This window comes from Arthrobacter sp. Leaf337 (genome assembly GCF_001423745.1).
Taxonomy (GTDB): domain Bacteria; phylum Actinomycetota; class Actinomycetes; order Actinomycetales; family Micrococcaceae; genus Arthrobacter.
Window position 1 is genome coordinate 135,389 of the sequence record NZ_LMPC01000012.1, and the last position, 19,812, is coordinate 155,200.

Genomic DNA, 19,812 nt, shown 5'->3' on the forward strand with positions numbered 1-19,812 from the left:
TGACGGTATCAGGCCGACCCGAGCACCGCAAGGGATCGGCTGAAGGCAAAGTGGTAACGACTGACAATTATTGAAATCTGTCATCTGATTCTTGTAAGCTCGCTTTATGACCACTTCCATGCAAGCTTTCCGCCGCACCCTCGGCTCCGCCGGACCCGCCACGGCGCCCATCGGGCTGGGCCTCATGGGCATGTCCGACCTCTATGGACCCGCGGACGACGCGGAGAGCGTCGCCACAATTCAGGCTGCCCTCGACGCAGGCGTCACCCTGCTGGACACGGGCGACTTTTACGGCATGGGGCACAACGAGCTCCTGCTGCGCGACGCCATCCGCGGCCGGCGCCGCGAAGACGTGCAGATCAGCGTCAAGTTCGGCGTCCTGCGGGACGCGCGCGGGGGATGGAACGGCGTCGACACCCGGCCGGCAGCCATCAAGAACTTCCTCGCCTACTCCCTGCGCCGCCTCGGCACCGACTACGTCGACATCTACCGGCCGGCCCGCCTCGATCCCGCCGTCCCCGTCGAAGAAACCATGGGCGCGCTGGCCGAGCTCGTGAAACAGGGCCTCATCCGCCACATCGGGCTATCGGAGGTGGGGGCTGAAACGCTGCGCCGGGCGCACGCCGTGCACCCGGTCTCAGACCTGCAGATCGAATACTCGCTGATTTCCCGCGGCCTCGAAAAAGAGATCCTGCCCGCAGCCCGTGAACTGGGAGTCGGAATCACCGCCTACGGTGTCCTGTCCCGCGGCCTCGTCTCTGGCCACTGGCCCGCCCAGGCCGAGGGCGACCGCCGGGACTTCCGCGCCCATCTCCCCCGGTTCTCCGGCGAAAACCTGCAGCGCAACCTCGAGCTCGTCGAGCGGCTGCGCCTCATTGCCGACAGCAAGGACGCCACCGTGGCCCAGGTGGCCATCGCCTGGGTGCTGTCGCGCGGTGAGGACATCGTCCCCCTGGTGGGCGCCCGCCGACGCGACCGGCTGGCCGAGTCCCTCGGAGCCGCCTCGCTGACCCTCTCCAGCCAGGATCTCGCCGACATTGAAGCGGCCGTTCCGGCTGACGCCGCCGCCGGTACACGCTACGACGCGGGCCAGATGGCCATGCTCGACAGCGAGCGGAAGTGAGCCCTGCCGCCGTCGTACTGACGGAAGAGCGCATCCTGGACGCCGCCGAGGACGTCCTTCGCCGCTTCGGCCTGGCCAAGGCCACAGTGGTGGACGTTGCCAAGGTCCTTCGCGTGAGCCACGGCAGCGTCTACCGGCACTTCCCCACGAAAGTTGCGCTCCGGGACGCGGTGGCAAGGAGGTGGCTTGACCGGATCATCGAACCCCTGGATCCCTCGCTGGACACCGCCGGCCCGGCGTCCGAGCGCCTCCTTCGCTGGCTTCAGCGGCTCGCGGCCATCAAACAAGGCATGGCATTGGAAGACCCCGAGCTGTTCGGGACCTTCAGCCAACTGACCGCTGAGGCGAGGGAAGTGGTGGCCGCCCACGTGAACCACCTCGCCGCACAGCTGACCGAAATCATCGCGGACGGCATCGAAAACGGCGAGTTCGCCCGGACGGACGCGGTCACTGCCGGCCGCACCGTCCTGTACGCAACTGCCCGGTTTCACCACCCGCTGCACGCCGCGGAGTGGGCGGATCCGGCGATCCATGACGATCTGACGGAAGTGTGGAAGCTGCTGGTGCACGGTCTGGGCACCCGCCCCTGACCTGCGCGGGCGGGGAGGCCTGACCTGCGCGGGCGCCCGCCCCAGGCCCCGGGCGGGTTGGCCTACCAGCCGCGCGGGCCCCGCCTGAGACAGACTTGTCTGTGTACCATTGACGTATGACGACGCGAGCAGCCTCCGCACCGCAGGCTGTCCGAACTTCCGCCGGCCCCGCCAGGGAGAAGATCCTGGCAACCGCCTTCAGGTTGTTCTACGCGCACGGCCTGCGCGCCGCCGGCATTGACACCATCATCGCCGAGTCCGGGATCTCCAAGGCCACGTTCTACAAGTACTTTCCGGCGAAGGACGAATTGATCCTGGCCTACCTGGACAGGGTCGACGCCATCTGGACCGGCCAGCTCCACGCTGCCGCGGAGGCCGCAGGGCCGGACCCGGCGGCACAGCTCGTTGGGCTGTTCGATGCCCTCACCTCAGCCTGCCGCCGTGACGGCTACCGGGGCTGCGCTTTCATCAACGCAGCGGCCGAGTCGGCATCGGGAACCCCCGTTCACGAACGCACGGTTGCGCATAAGAGGGCCGTGCTGGCGTGGATGCAGGGGCTCGCTGCCGAGGCGGGCGCCGCGCGTCCGGACCGGCTGGCACGGAGCCTGTCGCTGATCCTCGACGGCGGCCTGGCCAGCGGTGTGCTCGACGGTGACCCGGAGGCCGCCGAGACAGCCAGGGATGCTGCCTCCCGGCTGATCGCTGCAAGCTTGGGCACCGCGGAGTAAGGTTGCCGCGACGGCCGCGCCAGCTTTGGAGGAACAATGAACACTGCCCCTGATGCCATCGTGGAACGCTGGAACCGGTTCCGCGCCAACCGCAACAAAGCATTGGCCGGTGACTACGGCTGGTTGACGCTCACGTCGTTCCAGTGGCTGGAAAGCCAGCCCGCCGCCGTCGACCTCGCCCCGGGACTCTGGTCAACGGACGGCACGACGGCGTTCCTCACCGCGGGGTCGGCGGACGGGCTGACGCTGGTGGACTCCGGGCAGCCGGTGGACGGCACCATTTCCGCCGTACTGGCGGACGAGGAGTCGCTGATGTGGGTTCAGTTCGGCGGCCACGACGGCAAGCAGGTGGTGGTGGAACTGGCCATGCGGGCGGACAAGTACGCCATCCGCACCAGGGATTCGAAGTCGCCGGTGTTTACCGAGTTCGACGGCGTGCCCACCTTTGAGTACCGCCCCGACCTGGTGATCGAAGCAAGTTTCCGCGCCTATCCGGAGCCCGTGGACGTCCCGATCGGCACAGCGAATCCGCTGGTGGACGGCGTGCACCGGACCGTGGGCGAACTGGTGTTCCGGCTGCCCGGCAAGGACCACGAGTTCCACCTGCAGGCCGAAGAAGAAAAGCTCGGCGCCCTGACCGTCACGTTCCACGATGAGACCAACGGCGATTCAACGGACGACTGGCGCAAGGTGTCCACTGCGAAGCCGAGGCCGGACGGATCAGTGGTCCTCGACTTCAACCGCGCCATCAACTACCCGAGCGCCTTCACGCCCTACGGAACCTGCCCCATGCCGGTGAAGAACAACAGCCTGGACTACCGGATCGAAGCCGGCGAGAAGGACCCGATGATCGCCGACTGAGCGCGAACGGACACTTAAGCCCCCACGGTGAGGGGCCTCAAGTGTCCGTTCGCGCTCCAGGCTCAGACGATCGCGGATACTCCGGTTACGGCGCGGCCCACGATCAGCGTGTTGATCTCGAACGACCCCTCATAGGTGTAAATGGCCTCGGCGTCGGCGAAGATCTTGGCCATCCGGAAGTCCGACACAATCCCGTTGCCGCCCAGGATGGACCTCCCCATGGCCACGGTTTCGCGCATCCGGGCACTCGTGTACGACTTCGCCAGCGCCACCTGGGCCATGTCCGCCTTGCCCTCCTGCTGCAGCTGCGCGATCCGGACCATCATGCCCATGCTGGCCACGGCATTGCCCAACATGGTCACCAGCTGCTGCTGGATCAGCTGGAATTTGGCCAGCGGACGCCCGAACTGCTGGCGTTCGACGGCGTGCTGCCGGGCAACGTCGAACGCCGCCAGCTGCTGGCCCACCGCCTGCCACGCCACCATGATCCGGGACCCCCGGAGCAGTTCGTTGGTGTCCTCGAAGCTTCCGATGCCGGCGAAGCGGTCTGCCTCCGCCACCCGCACATCCCGGAAGACAATGTCCGCGTTCTGCACCGTGCGCAGGGCAATCTTGTTCTCGATCCGGCTTCGGCCCACCCCGGGCAGCGTCGCGTCCACGATAAATCCCCGGATGGCGCCGTCGGCCTCGTCCCGCGCCCAGACGAGCATGTAGTCGCAGAACGTCCCGTTGCCGATCCAGCGTTTGGCCCCGTTGAGGACCCAGACGTCGCCGCCGTCGGCAGCTCCCGTCGAGCCGGACACGCGGCGCGCCCGTGTTTCCATTCCGCCGGCCACGTCGGAGCCGTGCTCCGGCTCGGTCAGTGCGAAGGCGCCGGTGGTGCGGAGGTTGGCGGCGTCGTCGAGCAGGCGGGACTTCTGCTCGTCGGAGCCGAATCCGTACAGCGACTCCACGAAGAGGTCATGGTGCACCAGGAAGAATGTGGCGATGGACGTGTCCACCCGGGTGATCTCGGCGATCACCAGGCCCGCGAACAGGTGGCTGTAGCCGCGCTGGGCCGGTGCGCTCAGTTCCAGGGCCGCCAGCTTGGGCAGGATATGGGCAGGGAATTCGGCGTTGTTCCACCATTCCGTGGCGAACGGCGCGATCTCGGCCGCCAGGAATTCCCGCAGCTCCTGCAGTTTTAGCCGTTCGCGTTCGCTGAGCAGCGATTCGAACCCGAAGAAATCAGCAGTAGGCAGAGAATCCACAGCGTTCGCAGCCGGGTCCGGTATCCCCGGATTTGCCGCCGGCATCACTTCGGCCCCATCCGGATGGCGCCGTCGAGGCGGATGGTCTCGCCGTTGAGCATGGCGTTGTCCACGATGTGCGCGGCCAGGCTGGCGTATTCGGCGGGGCGGCCGAGCCGTGAGGGGTGCGGGACCTGCTGTCCCAGCGAATCCTGGGCCTCCTGCGGCAGTCCGGCCATCATGGGCGTCTCGAAGATGCCCGGCGCGATGGTGACCACGCGGATCAGGGAACGGGCCAGTTCGCGGGCGATCGGCAGGGTCATTGCCGCCACCGCCCCCTTGGAGGCGGCGTAGGCGGGCTGGCCGATCTGGCCGTCGAACGCGGCCACGGATGCGGTGTTGATGATGACGCCGCGCTCCGGGCCGCCGAGTTCGGTCGAGACGGGCTCGGTGGCGGCCATGGCAGCGGCCGCCAGGCGGATCACGTTGAAGGTGCCCACCAGGTTGATCTGGATGACGCGGTTGAAGGTCTCCAGCGGCAGCACGCCGTCGCGGCCCAGGACTTTCCCCGGCGTGGCGATGCCCGCGCAGTTCACCACTATGCGCAGCGGCCCCAGGGCGACGGCGGCGTCGACGGCGGCCTGCACCTGGCCCTCGCTGGTTACGTCGGCAGGAACAAAGGCAGCGGCCCCGGCACCACCCGACGCACCGGCCTCGGTTCCGGCGCCGCCGAGGCCGTTCAGCTCGGCCGCGAACTCCTCGCCCCGCGAGGACGGCAGGTCCACCAGCACCACGGAGGCCCCGGCGTCGAACAGACGCCGTGCCGTCGCGGCGCCCAGCCCGGAGGCCCCGCCCGTAATGAGCGCGACAGTACCTTTGATGTCCATGCATCCTCCTTGATGTGGAACCGGAACCCCGGCGTAACGCTAGTTAATGAATGTTAACTGGAATAGGAGCAAACCGCACACCCGCCCGGCTCCCCGGACGAACACCCGCCCGGCACCCCGGACGCACACCGTGCGGCCGTCCCGGCTGCGCCCTGTCCGGACTCCGGGCTAGGCTGGCACCATGATCTCCCCGGACGCCGCCACCCCCGCGGACTGGCCTGTCCGCGCCGACGAGGCCGCCCGGTCCGTCACCAGGATGTTCGGGCAACGGCTGTTCTTCCTCCCCGGAACGCATATCGCGGCCATTGAACGGCCGTCCGGCAGGCTGATGAACCTGAGGCGCCCCTGGCACTACTGGTGGCAGGCCCACTACGTGGACTGCCTGGTGGACGCCGGCCGCCGGGAGCTGGCGAAAGGCGCAAGGTTCGACGGCGGGAGCCGGCCCAGCGCCGGACGGCTGGCCTCGCAGCTGGTCACCGGCATCCGGCTGCGCAACTTCCTGACCGTGGTCAACAACTACTACGACGACATGGCCTGGCTCGCACTATCCACCCTCCGGCTGGCGAACCTGGCCGAGCAGACGCGGAAGCCGGGCGCCCGCCGCCACGCCCGGATCCGGAAAAGCCTCACGCTGCAGTTCGATTCCGCGTCCACGGACGACCTGGGCGGCGGCACCTTCTGGAGCACCAAACGGGACTTCAAGAACACACCTGCCACGGCGCCGGTAGCGCTCTACTATGCCCGCACCGGGAATACGGCCAAGGCGCAGGCCTTGGTGGACTGGCTCCACACCAAGCTGTTCGACCCCGCCCAGGGCATGTACCAGGACGGCCTGCGGATCGGCCCCGACGGCAAGGTAGTGCTGGAAGCCGCCATCTACACCTACAACCAGGGGCCCGTCCTGGGTGCGCTATTGGAGCTCGGCGGCCAGCCGAACCTTGACCGGGCGGCCAGCCTGGTGGACGCCGTGTCGCGCAACCTGACGCGCCCCGCCATCCTGGCTTCCGGCAAGACTGCCGCTGTGCTCCGCTGTGACGGAACGGGCGACGGCGGCCTGTTCACCGGGATCCTGGCGCGGTACCTTGCGCTGGCGGCAGTGGACGGACGGCTCTCCGACCGGACGAGGGCCGTCGCGGCAGCTCTGGTCATCGAAACCGCGCAGGCACTCTGGGAGGGGCGCCGCACCGTGGGAACCGACGAGCCGCTGGCGCGGCACGGTGCGCACCTCGTGTTCCCGGTATATCCCGAGACGCCGGCGAGCGGCTCGTATCCGGCCGGTGCCGCCGTCGAACTTTCCACCCAGCTCCAGGCCTGGATGGTACTGGAGGCCGCCGCCGCAGTGTGGGCCATCCAGAATTAAGTCACGTAAAAGTTCCGTAATTGATGTGATCCTGATCACTTAAGCCCGCTTCGACTTGGTCTCTTAGGTTTGGCTAACCTACAGTTTTTGGCAGTGAGCATGCCCTAACTTCCCCCTCACGCGGACTCCGGTCCACCAAGACTTTTTTCCAGAAAGAAGCCCCCAATGAAGATCCGCACCAACGCGCTGGCAGGAATCGCACTCGCCGCCACCGCAGCCCTCGGCCTGGCCGCCTGCGGCTCCGGAAGCTCCACCCCCGCCGCCAGCACGGCGGCAGCGGACGGCAAGGCCGCCGGCGAAATCACCGTCTACAACGCCCAGCACGAAAGCCTCACCAAGGAATGGATCGACGCTTTCACCGCAGAAACCGGCGTCAAGGTTACGCTCCGCCAGGGCTCGGACACCGAAATGTCCAACCAGATCATCCAGGAAGGCGCAGCCTCCCCGGCCGACGTGTTCCTGACGGAAAACTCGCCCGCAATGGCGCAGGTTGAGAACGCCGGACTCTTCGCGGACGTGGACAAGGCCACCGTTGACCAGGTGCCCGCCGCTTTCCGCCCCTCCACCAACAAGTGGACCGGCATCGCAGCCCGCTCCACCGTGCTGGTCTACGACAAGGCCAAGCTGAGCGAGGCCCAGCTGCCCAAGTCCATGCTGGACCTGGCCAAGCCGGAGTGGAAGGGCAAGTGGGCCGCTTCACCGTCCGGCGCCGACTTCCAGGCCATCGTTTCCGCGCTGCTTGAGCTCAAGGGCGAAGCCGCGGCCGAGGAATGGCTCAAGGGCATGAAGGAAAACTTCAAGGCCTACAAGGGCAACAGCACGGCAATGAAGGCTGTCAACGCCGGCGAAGTCGACGCTGCCCTGATCTACCACTACTACTACTACGGCGACCAGGCCAAGACCGGCGAGAACTCCAAGAACGTCACGCCGTACTACTTCAAGAACCAGGACCCGGGCGCGTTCGTCTCCGTGTCCGGCGGCGGCGTGCTGAACTCGTCCAAGAACGCAGCGGCGGCGCAGGCCTTCCTGAAGTTCATCACCGGCAAGAAGGGCCAGGAGGTCCTGCAGAAGGGCACCTCCTTCGAGTACGCCATCGCCTCCGATGTCCCGGCCAACGACAAGCTGGTTCCGCTGACCGAACTGCAGGCGCCCACCGTTGACCCGGCCAAGCTCAATTCCGAAAAGGTTACCGAGCTGATGACCAAGGCAGGACTCCTGTAAATCAGTGCCAACTGACCTAGCGGCACCGGACACTTCCGGAAGCACGACGACGGCGGGTAGGGGCAAGCGCCCCCGCCCGCCTTTCGGCGTTTCCGCAGTATCCGTCATCGCCGTCCTCATTGCCCTGTTTTCCCTGATCCCGCTGGGGTACGTCATCGTGATGACGGCCGCCACGGGGTGGGACACCGCCGTCGCGCTGATCTTCCGTGAGCGCGTCGGTGAGCTTCTCCTCAACACCGTGCTGCTGATGGCCATCACCGTGCCGCTCTGCGTGGTCCTGGGCGTGGGCGGCGCCTGGCTGGTGGAACGGACCACACTGCGCGGGCACAAATGGTGGGCCGTCCTGCTCGCCGCGCCGCTGGCCATCCCGGCCTTCGTCAACAGCTACGCCTGGGTCTCCGCGGTGCCCTCAATGGGCGGTCTCTGGTCCGGTGTGCTGATCGCCACGCTGTCCTACTTCCCCCTGGTCTACATCCCGGCCGCCGCGACACTGAGCCGCCTGGACCCGGCCATCGAACAGTCCGCCGCATCGCTGGGCCTGGGCGCGTGGCGCACCTTCTTCCGGGTGGTCCTCCCCCAGCTCCGCATCGCCATGACCGGCGGGGCGCTGCTGGTCTCGCTGCACCTGCTGGCCGAATACGGCGCGTTCGCGATGATCCGCTTCGACACCTTCACCACCGCGATCATGGTGCAGTACCAGTCCACGTTCAACGGCACCGCCGGGAACATGCTGGCCAGCGTGCTCGTGTTCTTCTGCCTGATCCTGCTCCTGGTTGAGGTGCGAAGCCGCGGCACCGCACGCTACGCCCGGGTGGGGTCCGGTGCGCAGGCCAGGGCGCTGCGCCTGCCGCTGCACGCCTACCAGGTTCCGTCCCAGCTCTTCCTGACCGCCCTAACCGCCTTGGCGTTCGGCCTTCCGCTGATGTTCGTGCTGCGCTGGATCGTCGCGGGCGGGGCGGACATCTGGGTGGCCGACGAATTCCTTCCCGCCCTGCTGCAGACCATGGGCTACGGCCTGACCGGTGCAGCGGCCACCACCGTGGTGGCATTCCCCATGGCCTACCTTGCTGTCCGGCACCCGAGCTGGTTCAGCAAGGCACTGGAACTGTCCAACTACATCACCAGTTCCATGCCGGGCATCGTGGTGGGCCTGGCCTTCGTGACCGTCAGCATCAGGGTTGCCCCGGGCTTCTACCAGACCACGGTGCTGCTGATCGCGGCCTATGTGCTGCTCTTCCTGCCGCGCGCACTGGTGAACATCCGGGCCGGGCTGGCCCAGGCGCCCAAGGAACTCGACGAAGCCGCCCAGGCGCTGGGCAAACCGCCGCTGGTCTCCTTCATCCGCGTCACGCTGCGGCTCACGGCGCCCGCAGCGGCGGGCGGCGCTGCACTCGTGTTCCTTGCCATCGTCAACGAACTCACCGCCACCCTGCTGCTCTCCCCCAACGGCACCCGCACCCTTGCCACCGAATTCTGGAGCAAGAGCAGCGAGATCGACTACGCCGGCGCGGCACCGTATGCGCTGTTGATGATCCTCATCTCCGCCCCCATGACCTACCTCCTCTTCCAGCAGTCCAAGAAAGTGGCCGGACAGTGACCGATTCCTACACTTCCCGCGATGCCCCCTCCAGGCTTCCGGAACCGCGGATCGCCGCGTCCGTGGCGCCCAGCACCAACAGCCACCTGGAGATCGAGTCCGTCACCAAGAACTTCGGTTCACAGGCGGTCCTCAAGGGCGTCAACCTGTCCGTGGCCAAGGGCGGAACCACTGCGATCGTCGGCCCCTCCGGCTCCGGCAAGACGACCTTGCTGCGCCTGATCGCCGGCTTCGAGCATCCCGATACCGGCAGCATTTCGCTCAACGGCGCCAAGGTGGCCGGCGAGGGCTTCTGGGTGCCGGCGCACAAGCGCCATGTCGGCTACGTCGCCCAGGACGGCGCCCTGTTCCCGCACCTCACGGTGGGCCAGAATGTCTCCTTCGGCCTCAGTGCCAGCCACCTTTCCGGCGGGCGGCGCGAGGTCGCGGCCCGGGTGGGCGAGCTCCTGGAGATGGTCTCCCTCGATCCGTCCATGGCCAAGCGCCGACCGCACCAGCTCTCCGGCGGTCAGCAGCAGCGGGTGGCACTGGCCCGGGCCCTGGCCCGCGAACCGGAGCTGATGCTGCTGGACGAGCCCTTCTCCGCGCTGGACGCGGGCCTCCGTGTGGCCACCCGCCGCGCGGTGGCCAAGGTCCTCAGCGAAGCCGGCGTGACCACCATCCTTGTCACGCACGACCAGGCCGAGGCGCTCTCGTTCGCGGACCAGGTTGCCGTGATGCGCGGTGGCAGGCTGGCCCAGATCGGCAACCCGTTCGTGGTCTACACCCGCCCCGCGGACCGGGCAACGGCGGAGTTCCTGGGCGACGCTGTCATCCTGGACGCCTGGATGGAGGGTTCGCTGGCCACGTGTTCGTTGGGCGGCATCCCGGTGCGCAGGCCCCCGGCCCAGGGACGCGTGCAGCTCATGCTGCGGCCCGAGCAGATCCGCATCGCGGAGGACGGCCCCATCCGCGGCGTGGTGGTTGATACGGACTATTTCGGCCCGGAAACAACCGTGCGCCTGAAACTGGCCGTGCCGCCGGAGCTGGCCGCCGGCGCCGTCCCGGACCACCGGTTCCCGGGCGGCGGGGAAGTGATCACCATCCGGCACTGGAACGCCTCCATCGCGCGGCCGGGCATGGAGCTCTGCCTGCGCGTGGTGGGCGAGGCCGTGGCCTTCCCCGTGGACGAGGACGCCAGCGCCTGACGCTTGCTACTCCGCGGGGCGCCCGCACCCGCGGGAGGTTGCACATTACCCCGCGGGGCGCTTCTTCTGCGGGTACGGGGTTTCGCCGCGTGCCAGCATCTCGACGAATCCTGCGATCTTGCGTTGCCTGGTGGCCGCCTGCTTGACCGAGTTGGTGCGGTAAACCAGGGCGAAGCGGTTCACCGACGTCAGCACGTCGAACATGGCCTGTGCCCGCGGTTCGGCGGCGATGGCGGCCGCCAGGTCCGCCGGCACTTCGGCGGAGGCCGCCCCGGAATAGGCCACCTCCCAGCGTCCGTCCGCTTTGGCGGCTTCGACGGCGGCCCGGCCGGCCGCGGTCATCCTGCCGGCTGCCTCGAGCTTTTCGATGCGGTCAACGTTCCGGGCCGACCATACGCTTTTGGGGCCGCGGCGCGTCATCCGCTGGAAGGAGCTGTCGTCGTCGCGCCTTCTGCCCTGGCCGTCGATCCACCCGAAGCACAGCGCCTCCTGCAGCGCGGCCTCGTAGTCCAGCTCGGTGGTGTTGCCGCCCTTCTTGTGCAACACCAGCCAGACGCCCGGGCTGGTGGTGTGATGCTGTTCCAGCCAGCTGCGCCATTCGGCGGCGTCCTTCACCAGCAGTTCTTCAAGTTCGATGGCCATGGCACCATTCTGCTACCCGGCATTCCTTAATCAAGGCGTGGCATCATGGCAGTGTCGCCGTCAACGTCATCGCAAAGCGAGCCCAGGAGTGTCCCATGCTGCGTGTCCGACCCGTCCATTTCACCTCCCGCCCGGACCAGTGGGAGCAGCTCCTCACGGAGCTGGGAATGGTGAAGACCGTTGATGACGGTCCCTGGAAGGAGTACGACGCCGGTTCGGGCCGCCTGGCGCTGCATTCCGCCGAAGCCGGTTCCGCCGAAGACGGCACGACGGCGTTCGGCGTCGAAGTGGGCAACCTCGCCGAATTCGCCCGGCGGACCAACCTGGCCTCCGTGGAGGACGGGACCACACCGGCCGAGCTGGTCGACGCGGACCACGGGGCCTCCTGCCGGATCACCGGCGAGGACGGTTTCAGCTTCTTCGCGGACAAAGCCGCCCACGGCGCCCAGTGCGCGGACGCCGATCCGGGACTCGCCGTCGTCGAAGTCTGGTTCACTCCGGACGCCGCTGCCGCGGCACAGACCCTGCGAAACATGGGCGCCCGGCTCCGGCCGGTGCCGGATGACGACGAAACCGCTGATTTCACCGCCAAGAACGGCGGCGTGCTGATGGTGCGCCCCGTGGACGGCGCCGCCCGGCCCGGGCTGGGCTTTGAGTACACGGGCGAGCTCACGGCCCTGCGGGACCGGCTGGCCGCAGCGGGCATCAACGTGACCATGACGGAAGAGGCGTTCGGGCGCACCCTGCATGTGGCCAGCCCCGACGCGGCAGGCCGGGACGTCCCGGCGCTCTGGGTTTCTTCGCGGCACTGACCGGCGCTGGCGGCGGTACTGGCTACCGTGCCAGCGGCGGTCCGCCGACGTCCCCCGGCGCCGGCGCCGCCGGGCTCAGTCCTCCAGGGCGCCGTCGCAGAGACGGGCGACCACCTCGGTGAGCATGGTGAGGCCGGCCACGATGTCCTCGTCGGTGGTGTATTCGTGTTCGTTGTGTGAAATGCCGTCCACGCTGGGCACGAAGAGCATGACGGTGGGGACGATGTCCTTCATGTTGGTGGAATCATGCCCGGCCAGGGTCATCACAGGCTTGTTCGCCAGGCCGAGGTCGGCGGCCGCCTTCGCTGCCAGTTCCACGCCTTCGGGCTGGTACGGGGTGACCGGCCAGGAGTGGGAATGGCCGCGTTCCACGGTGACGTTCGCCAGCTGCTCGATCTCGGCGATCCGCTGGTGAAGCAGGGCATCGGCCTCAGCCAGTACTGCTTCGTCGGCGCTGCGCAGGTCCAGCAGCAGGTTCACGCGGGACGGCACCACCACCGGCGAGTTGGGGTAGACGGTCAGCTGTCCCACGGAGGTGTGCAGCACGCCGGGGAAGCGGTCGGCCAGCTCCCGGGCGGCCACCACCATCATGGAGGCACCCAGCAGGGCGTCCTTCCTGTCCGCGATCACGGTGGAGCCGGTGTGGGCCTGCTCGCCGTTCACCACGAATTCGTACTTGTTGGCGGCCCAGTTGGAGTGGACCAGGCCGATGGTAACGCCTTCCCGCTCCATGCTCCGGCCCTGCTCGATGTGGATTTCGGCGCAGTAGGCGGCCTGCGGTCCCTCATACTCCCCGCGGCAGCCGATGGCGTCCAGAGCATCGCGGACCGAGATACCGGCGGCATCGGTGGTGGCCAGCGCCGTCTCCAGCTCCAGCTTCCCGGTGTACACCGAGGAACCCATCATGGAGGGCTTGAACCGCGAGCCCTCCTCGTTGAACCAGTTGACCACCGCAATGTTGAAGCGGGGCTGGCCGTCAGGGCCGGAAGCGTTCCACTTCTCCACGAGGCGGAAGGCGGCGTGGGCTGCCGCCAACACCCCGTAGGCGCCGTCGTAGCGTCCGGCGGTGGGCTGCGAGTCCATGTGCGAGCCCACCACTACGTAGGGGGCGCCCGCCACCGCTTCGTAGAGGCCCCACTGGTTGCCGGCGTGGTCGAACTTCACCGTGAAACCCCTGGCCTCCAGCAGGCCCGTGAGCCACTGCCGCTGCTGGCCGTCCGGGACGGAGCCGGCCTGCCGGTCCACGCCGCCGTTCGGGGTGGCTCCGAATTCGCTCATGGTGTAGAAGTCCCGGACGAAAGCGGTGTCACGGGCGCTGAGGATTGTTGTTGTGGTCACGGAGTTCCCCTATGAACGGTTGGTGGCTGGACGGATGAAGGTACTGCCGGCGGAGGTGTTGCGGGCTGACTCGCCGACGCGGTCCACGCCCGGGAAGCGGCCTCGCCCGTAGGTGAAGGAGCCGCCGACTGCGGTGGCCAGGACTTGGAGGGCCGCGATGTCCGGGGCGGTGAGTGGCGAGCCGTTCAGGACCGTGAAGTCAGCCAGCTTGCCGGCCCTCAGGGTGCCTTTGAGGTGCGACAGGCCGGTGGCCGCGGCGGCTCCGGTGGTGTATGCCGCCAGTGCCTGACGGGGGCTCAGTCGCTCGTCCGGGTTGCCGAAAACGGCCCCTGAGGATGTGCGGCGGTCCACGAAGGCCTGCATTCCGCGGAGCACGTTGCCGTCCGCGACGGGACGGTCCGAGCTGCCGGCGAGGGTCACGCCGGCGTCCGTGAACGACGCCGCGCGGTAGGCCCAGCCCAGCCGTTCCGGTCCCAGCGAGGCGGTCATGCCGTCGCCGCCCTCCGCGAAGAAGCTGGCCTGCGGGGTCACCGCGATTCCTGCGTCCGCGAGCCGCTGCACCTGGTCCGGCCTGGTGACGGAAGCGTGCTCGATCCGGTTGGGCAGGGCGCGCGGCCCGTATTTGCCGGCGCAGTCCGTGATGATGCTGATCGCCAGGTCCACGGCCCGGTCTCCGATGGCGTGCGCGGCGATGGACCAGCCCGCCGCGTAGGCCGCCTCAATCCTGTTCCGCAGCGCCTCCGGGTCGGCCTGGAAATACCCGGTGTTGCCGCTGTTGTCCGTGTGGCCGTGGCTGCAGTAGTCCTCGCTGACGGCCGCGGTTTCACCCAGCAGCGAGCCGTCCAGGAACACCTTGGCCGGGCCGAGGGAAAGGTAGTCATTCCCGAAGCCGCTGGCCATGCCCAGGTCAAGGCCGACAGCTCCGGCGGCTGCCGGCCCCGGCCCGGCGGCTACAGCTCCAAGAGTCCCGTGTCCGTCCAGCGGATGGAGAACGTCAAGGACCGGCATGAGCTGGGCCCGGGCGTGGAGCCTGCCGTGGGCCGCGGCGCGCTGGTAGGCGGCCAGTTCCACCGGGCTGTGGCCGATCCAGCCGCCGCCGATCCCCGCTTCGGTGAAACTGGTGATGCCTTCCGAGGCGTAGTGCTGTGTGGCACGGTCCAGTGCATCCTCGATGGCTTCGAGGGAATACGGCAGGATCAACTCCTGGATCAGCCGCTGCGCCGTCTCCTGGACCAGGCCCGTGGGCCGGCCGTGGGCGTCGCGGACTATCACGCCGCCGTCGGGATCCGGGAACGACGCCGATTCGGCGCCTGCCAGCCGCAGCGCGGCCGTGTTCACCACGGCCATATGGCCGGAGTTGTGCCGGATGAACAGCGGCCGGTTTCCAGTGATCCGGTCCAGCACGGCAATGTCCGGGAACCCGCCGCCGTGCTGCGTCTGGCTGAACCCGGTGGCCATGAGCCAGCCGGACGCGCCGACGGCCATGTCCGCCTCAAGCAGGGCGTACAGCTGGTCCAGGCCGCGGGCGCCGGAGACGTCCACTTCGCCCAGGCCCAGCCCGAACCACGTCGTGTGGCAGTGCGCGTCGATGAATCCGGGGGTCACCGTGGCACCCCCAAGGTCCAGGACCTCGGCCGCGTCCAGTCCGTCCAGCTCGTCATCGAGGCCGGCGATGCGGCCCTGCCAGATTCCCAGCGACGTGGCGTGCGGGCGGCGGTCATCCATGGTGATGATGTCCGCGTTGCGCAGCAGCAGATCGAGTTTCATGGGGTTCCTAGCGTTTGGAACGGGCGGGTTAGCGGTGGGAGGTGGTGACGGACTTGATGCGGGTGTAGTCCTCAAGCCCGAAAACGGACAGGTCCTTGCCTGTTCCTGAGTGCTTGAAGCCGCCGTGCGGGGCCTCTGCCGGGATCACCTGGTGGCAGTTGATCCACACGGCGCCGAAGTCCAGTTCGTTGGACACCCTCGTGACCACGCCGTGGTTGTTGGACCAGACACTGGAGGCCAGCGCGTACTTGGTGCCGTTGGCCAGTTCCAGCGCTTCCTCCTCGGAGCGGAAGGGCTGCACCGTGACCACGGGACCAAAGATCTCGTCGCACACCACCTCGTCGCTCTGGAAAACGCCGTCGATCACGGTGGGTTCGAAGTGGAAGCCCGCCCCGGTCCGCTTGCCGCCGGCCAGGACCTTGGCGTTCGCCGGCAGCCTGGACATGAAGCCCTCCACGCGGTCCAGCTGGGCGGCGCTGTTCAGCGGGCCGAGGTCGGCTGCGTCGCCGCCCACGGTCAGCGCAGACGCGGCAGCGGCGAGCGCTGCACCGAATTCGGCGTGGACGGATTCCTCCACCAGGACGCGGGTCACTGCGGTGCAGTCCTGTCCGGCGTTGAAGAAAGCGCCCAGCGCGATCTCCTTGGCGGTCAGTTCAATGTCGACGTCGGCAAAAACGATGGCCGGCGCCTTGCCGCCGAGTTCCAGGTGAACATCCTTGAGCGTTGCCGACGCAGCGGACATGACCTGGGCTCCCGCGCGGGTGGAGCCGGTGATGGACACCATTTCGGGAATCTCGTGATCCACCATCGCGGCCCCGGTGCCGCGGCCGCCGCAGACGATGTTGACGACGCCGGCAGGATAGGCCTGCTGGGCCAGCTCGCCCAGGATGACGGTGGACCAGGGGGTGGTGTCCGCCGGCTTGAGGACCAGGGTGTTGCCGGCGGCGAGGGCCGGTCCGATCTTCCAGATGGCCATCATGAACGGGTAGTTCCACGGGGTGATCTGGGCGACCACGCCGAGCGGCTCGCGGCGGACGGTCGAGGAGAACCCGGTGACGTACTCGGTCTGGGCGGTGCCGGAGACCACCCGGCAGGCGCCGGCGAAGAAGCGCAGCTGGTCCGCGCCACGCAGGATCTCGATCTCCCGGGTGACAGCCTTCGGCTTGCCGGTGCAGGCAACTTCCGCCTCGAGGATCCGGTCCACGTTGGCCTCGATGAGGTCCGCGAGCTTGAGCATCATGGCCTGGCGCTCGGCCGGGGTGGTCCGCTTGTAGCTCTTGAAGGCGGTGCGGGCGGCCTGGAAGGCGCGGTCAACGGTGGCGGCATCGCTGTCCGGGGCGGTGCCGAGCTGCACGCCGGTGGCGGGGTCGAAGAAAGGCAGCGTGGCCTGAGCCGGGCCGGTTGTCCCGGTCCCGTGGACGGTCCCGCCGTCAGCGCCTCCGTTGGGGATCTCTCCGTTGATGATGTTGTTCAGCGTGATCATGGAACGCTCCGGTCAGTTGCTGGCGGTCTTGGGTGAACGGGTGGCGGGATCCTGCGGCAGGTGCAGGAAGGCCGGAAGTCCGGAATCCGCGGCGCGGCGGAACGCTGCGGCAAAGTCCTCGGCCTTGTCCACGCGTTCCCCGTAGCCGCCGTACGAGCGGGCCAGGGCGGCGAAGTCCGGGTTGGTCATGTGCGTTCCGGACGGGCGGCCCGGGTAGTGGCCTTCCTGGTGTTCGCGGATGGTGGCGAAGATGCCGTTGTCCACCAGCAGGACGATGAACCTGCCGCCGTGCCCCATGGCCGTGGCCAGTTCCTGGCCGTTCATCAGGAAGCAGCCGTCGCCGGCAACGGAGATGACCTGCCGGCCAGGATAGGCCAGGGAGGCGGCAACGGCGGCCGGGATCCCCATCCCCATCGCGCCGTTGCGCGGTGCCGCAAGGGAGTTTGCCGAGTTGTGCTTCAGGTAGCGCGCCGGCCACAGCGTGTGGTTCCCGGCCCCGTAAGTGATGACGGCGTCGTCGTCCATTTCCTGCTTGAGGATTTCCATTACGACGGCGAGATCCACACCCGTTCCACCGTCCGGCTGGGCGGACGAGAACTTTTCGTAGTCCGCGCGGGCGTCGGCAAGCCAGCCGGCAGCGGGCTGCACCGCGGAGGCCGTGGCGGCGAGCGCCCGGGAGAACGATGCCACGTGGGCTGGAATGTGCTGGTCCAGCCGGCCGAAGTGGCCCAGCAGGTCGGCATCAAGGTTTACCACCACGCTGACGGCATCCAGGCCGCGCCTGTAGCCGTCCGAAAGAACGTCGGCGCGGACGCAGCCGACGAAGACCAGCAGGTCGGCCTCGTCGAGGCGGCGCGCGTTGTCGTCGCTGCGGGCATAGCCAAGGTAGCCGGCGTAGGCGTCGCTGTTGTGCGGAACCGCATCGTAGGCTCGGAAGTCGGCCAGGACGGGCACGCCGTGGCGGGAAGCCCAGCCGGCCAGCGCCTCCGAGCTTTCCTGGTCCCAGCCTTCGCCGCCCACCACGAGCAGCGGCTTGCGTGCTGCCGCCAGGCGCTGCTCCAGCGCGGCGAGGTCCGAGGGGGTCGGTTCGGTGCGTGCCATGGCCCGGGGCTCCACCGTGCCTGCTTCGATGGCGTGGACCAGGACGTCCTCGGGAAGCCCGATGACCACCGGGCCGGGCCGGCCGCTGAGCGCCGTGAAGATCGCGTCGTCCACCACGCGGGCGGCGGAAGCGGCGTCGTCGAGCGTCACCACTTTCTTGGCGGTGCTGCCGAACCAGGCATTGATGTCGAATTCCTGGAAGGATTCGCGGCCCCGGTCCGCCACCGGGATGAGCCCCACGAAGAGAATCATGGGCGTGGCATCCTGGTGCGCGGTGTGGATGGCGATGAAGGCGTTGGCCGCACCGGGACCGCGGGTCACCATCGCCACTCCGGGGAGTTCGGTGAGCCGGCCTTCGGCGAGGGCCATGAAACCGGCGCCGCCTTCGTGCCGGGTCACCACGGTTTCGATGCTGGAGCCGTGGAGGCCGTCCAGCACGTCCAGGAAGCTTTCGCCGGGGACGCCGTAGACGCGCTGGATTCCGGCCCGTTCAAGCTGGGCAACGATGAGGTGCCCGGCGGTGGTTGAGGTGCTCAATGCTTCATTCCCTCTTCTTCGATGCTGAGTGCGGGCAGGAAGATACCGGACAGTGCCGTCATGATGGAGACCACCAGCAGGATGATGGCACCGGGCCAGAACGAGTTGCCGTTGGCGGCCACCAGGGCGGTGGCAACCAGGGGCACGAAGCCCGAGATGACGCCGGCGCTGTTGGAGGTGATGGCCACGCCGGTGTACCGGACCCTGGTGGCGAACAGCGCGGTGAGGGCCGTTCCGGACACTGCGTACGGGATGGACAGGGTGCACACGCCGATGATCATGGCGACGATGACCAGCACCGGGTTGGCGGTGTCGATGGCCAGGAAGACCGGTACGGCAACGAGCGCGGAGGCCACGCCGCCCCAGAGGATCACCTTGCTGGCGCCGTACTTTTCGCCCATGCGTCCGGCCCAGATGAGGACGAAGATTTCGAAGACCGCGGCCAGCAGCGAGCCCAGCAGGAGGGTTTCGTAGGGCATTTTGAGGACCTTGGTGCCGTAGAAGACCACAAAGCTGGTGATGAGGTAGAAGCCGCCGATGCCCAGCAGCGCCGAGCACATGCCTACCAGGATCTGGCGCCAGCTCTTGGTCAGGACGCCGCGGATGGGGGCGTGCTCGGTCTCGCCGGACTCCATCAGGGCCTCGAACTCCGGCGATTCGCTGAGCTTGCTGCGGATCCACATGGAGATGGCCAGCAGCGGGATGGCCGCCACGAACGGGATGCGCCAGCCCCAGGCATCGAAGTTGGTCTGGCCCACCAGGTACAGCATTCCGAAGAAACCGCCGGAGGACAGGATGGTGCCGATCGGCGAACCGATCTGCGGCAGCGCCGCGTACCGTGCCCGCTTGGCCACGGGGGCGTTCTCGACGGCGATAATCACCGCGCCGCTCCACTCGCCGCCAACTGCCAGGCCCTGCAGGATCCGCAGGGCCACCAGGATGATGGGGGCTGCGACGCCGATGGTCATGTAGTTCGGCAGGAGGCCGATCAGGCCGGTCACAATGCCGATTCCCACAATGGTGACCATCAGGATTTTTTTGCGACCCACCTTGTCACCGAGGGCGCCGAAGATGAAGCCGCCGATGGGGCGGGCCACGAAGCCCACGGCAAGGGTGGCGAAGGAGCTCATGGCCGAAACGAACGGATCCTGTGAGACGAAGTACTGGGCGTTGAACACCAGCGCGGCGGCCGTGGTGAACAGGAAGAAGTCGTACCACTCCAGCGCGGTGCCCACGAGGGCGGCCAGGGCCACCTTCCTGGTGACTCGTTCGTCGATAACGCGTGGCGTCTGCGGACCCACTGTGGTGGTGGCGTTGCTTGCGCTGCTTGCCATGATTACTCCAAGTAG

The 19,812-nt window shown here is 68.0% G+C and carries 17 protein-coding genes; 9 read left to right on the forward strand and 8 right to left on the reverse strand.

Annotated features, from left to right (window positions below; translation table 11 throughout):
• Positions 1–106: 106 nt before the first annotated feature.
• From ASF98_RS09755 to ASF98_RS09770, 4 genes are all read left to right on the forward strand, one after another.
• Positions 107–1,123, forward strand: coding sequence for an aldo/keto reductase (locus ASF98_RS09755; RefSeq protein WP_082506784.1), 1,017 nt, complete (start codon positions 107–109; stop codon positions 1,121–1,123).
• A complete protein-coding gene (locus ASF98_RS09760) occupies positions 1,120–1,713 on the forward strand; it encodes a TetR family transcriptional regulator (RefSeq protein WP_055800865.1) in 594 nt (197 codons plus the stop codon). The genes ASF98_RS09755 and ASF98_RS09760 overlap by 4 nt, the downstream gene beginning before the upstream one ends.
• 116 nt (positions 1,714–1,829) lie before the next feature.
• A complete protein-coding gene (locus tag ASF98_RS09765; RefSeq protein ID WP_055800868.1) occupies positions 1,830–2,441 on the forward strand; it encodes a TetR/AcrR family transcriptional regulator in 612 nt (203 codons plus the stop codon).
• 36 nt (positions 2,442–2,477) lie between these two features.
• Entirely contained in the window at positions 2,478–3,302 is an 825-nt protein-coding gene (locus ASF98_RS09770; protein ID WP_055800871.1) for a DUF1684 domain-containing protein, read from the forward strand.
• A gap of 62 nt (positions 3,303–3,364) precedes the next feature.
• Here ASF98_RS09770 and ASF98_RS09775 read toward each other — a convergent pair whose 3' ends face one another.
• Together ASF98_RS09775 and ASF98_RS09780 are read right to left on the reverse strand one after the other, a co-directional pair.
• Positions 3,365–4,597, reverse strand: coding sequence for an acyl-CoA dehydrogenase family protein (locus ASF98_RS09775; RefSeq protein WP_055800874.1), 1,233 nt, complete (start codon positions 4,595–4,597; stop codon positions 3,365–3,367).
• A complete protein-coding gene (locus ASF98_RS09780) occupies positions 4,597–5,418 on the reverse strand; it encodes an SDR family NAD(P)-dependent oxidoreductase (RefSeq protein WP_055800876.1) in 822 nt (273 codons plus the stop codon). The genes ASF98_RS09775 and ASF98_RS09780 overlap by 1 nt, the downstream gene beginning before the upstream one ends.
• A 181-nt stretch (positions 5,419–5,599) precedes the next feature.
• Between ASF98_RS09780 and ASF98_RS09785 the strand changes: the two genes are divergently transcribed.
• The 4 genes from ASF98_RS09785 (at position 5,600) to ASF98_RS09800 (ending at position 10,783) form a co-directional block, all read left to right on the forward strand.
• Positions 5,600–6,778: a glycoside hydrolase family 76 protein gene (locus ASF98_RS09785; protein ID WP_055800879.1), complete on the forward strand. Its 1,179-nt coding sequence runs from the start codon at positions 5,600–5,602 to the stop codon at positions 6,776–6,778.
• Positions 6,779–6,943: 165 nt separating this feature from the next.
• Positions 6,944–7,999, forward strand: coding sequence for an iron ABC transporter substrate-binding protein (locus ASF98_RS09790; RefSeq protein ID WP_055800881.1), 1,056 nt, complete (start codon positions 6,944–6,946; stop codon positions 7,997–7,999).
• Between the two features lie 4 nt (positions 8,000–8,003).
• A complete protein-coding gene (locus tag ASF98_RS09795) occupies positions 8,004–9,596 on the forward strand; it encodes an ABC transporter permease (RefSeq protein ID WP_055800884.1) in 1,593 nt (530 codons plus the stop codon).
• On the forward strand, positions 9,593–10,783 hold the full coding sequence (locus tag ASF98_RS09800; RefSeq protein WP_235505760.1) for an ABC transporter ATP-binding protein: 1,191 nt from the start codon (positions 9,593–9,595) through the stop codon (positions 10,781–10,783). Before ASF98_RS09795 ends, ASF98_RS09800 begins: the two co-directional genes overlap by 4 nt.
• 45 nt (positions 10,784–10,828) lie before the next feature.
• Here the strand turns inward: ASF98_RS09800 and ASF98_RS09805 are convergent, their stop codons facing one another.
• Entirely contained in the window at positions 10,829–11,425 is a 597-nt protein-coding gene (locus ASF98_RS09805; RefSeq protein ID WP_055800886.1) for a YdeI/OmpD-associated family protein, read from the reverse strand.
• Between the two features lie 95 nt (positions 11,426–11,520).
• Here ASF98_RS09805 and ASF98_RS09810 point away from each other — a divergent pair, with 95 nt between their 5' ends.
• Positions 11,521–12,237 carry a hypothetical protein gene (locus ASF98_RS09810; RefSeq protein ID WP_055800889.1) on the forward strand — a complete coding sequence of 239 codons (717 nt, stop codon included), beginning with the start codon at positions 11,521–11,523 and terminating at the stop codon, positions 12,235–12,237.
• Between the two features lie 75 nt (positions 12,238–12,312).
• Here ASF98_RS09810 and ASF98_RS09815 read toward each other — a convergent pair whose 3' ends face one another.
• The 5 genes from ASF98_RS09815 to ASF98_RS09835 are packed head-to-tail and all read right to left on the reverse strand — an operon-like array spanning position 12,313 to position 19,797.
• Positions 12,313–13,575, reverse strand: coding sequence for a M20 family metallo-hydrolase (locus ASF98_RS09815; protein WP_055800892.1), 1,263 nt, complete (start codon positions 13,573–13,575; stop codon positions 12,313–12,315).
• A gap of 9 nt (positions 13,576–13,584) precedes the next feature.
• The gene (locus tag ASF98_RS09820) at positions 13,585–15,342 is read right to left on the reverse strand and encodes an amidohydrolase (protein WP_055800895.1); all 1,758 of its coding nucleotides are present in this window, start codon (positions 15,340–15,342) and stop codon (positions 13,585–13,587) included.
• A 28-nt stretch (positions 15,343–15,370) separates the two neighbouring features.
• On the reverse strand, positions 15,371–16,825 hold the full coding sequence (locus ASF98_RS09825) for a gamma-aminobutyraldehyde dehydrogenase (protein WP_055800897.1): 1,455 nt from the start codon (positions 16,823–16,825) through the stop codon (positions 15,371–15,373).
• A 12-nt stretch (positions 16,826–16,837) separates the two neighbouring features.
• The gene (locus ASF98_RS09830; protein WP_055800900.1) at positions 16,838–18,463 is read right to left on the reverse strand and encodes a thiamine pyrophosphate-dependent enzyme; all 1,626 of its coding nucleotides are present in this window, start codon (positions 18,461–18,463) and stop codon (positions 16,838–16,840) included.
• Positions 18,460–19,797, reverse strand: coding sequence for an MFS transporter (locus ASF98_RS09835; RefSeq protein ID WP_055800904.1), 1,338 nt, complete (start codon positions 19,795–19,797; stop codon positions 18,460–18,462). Before ASF98_RS09835 ends, ASF98_RS09830 begins: the two co-directional genes overlap by 4 nt.
• Positions 19,798–19,812 lie beyond the last annotated feature (15 nt).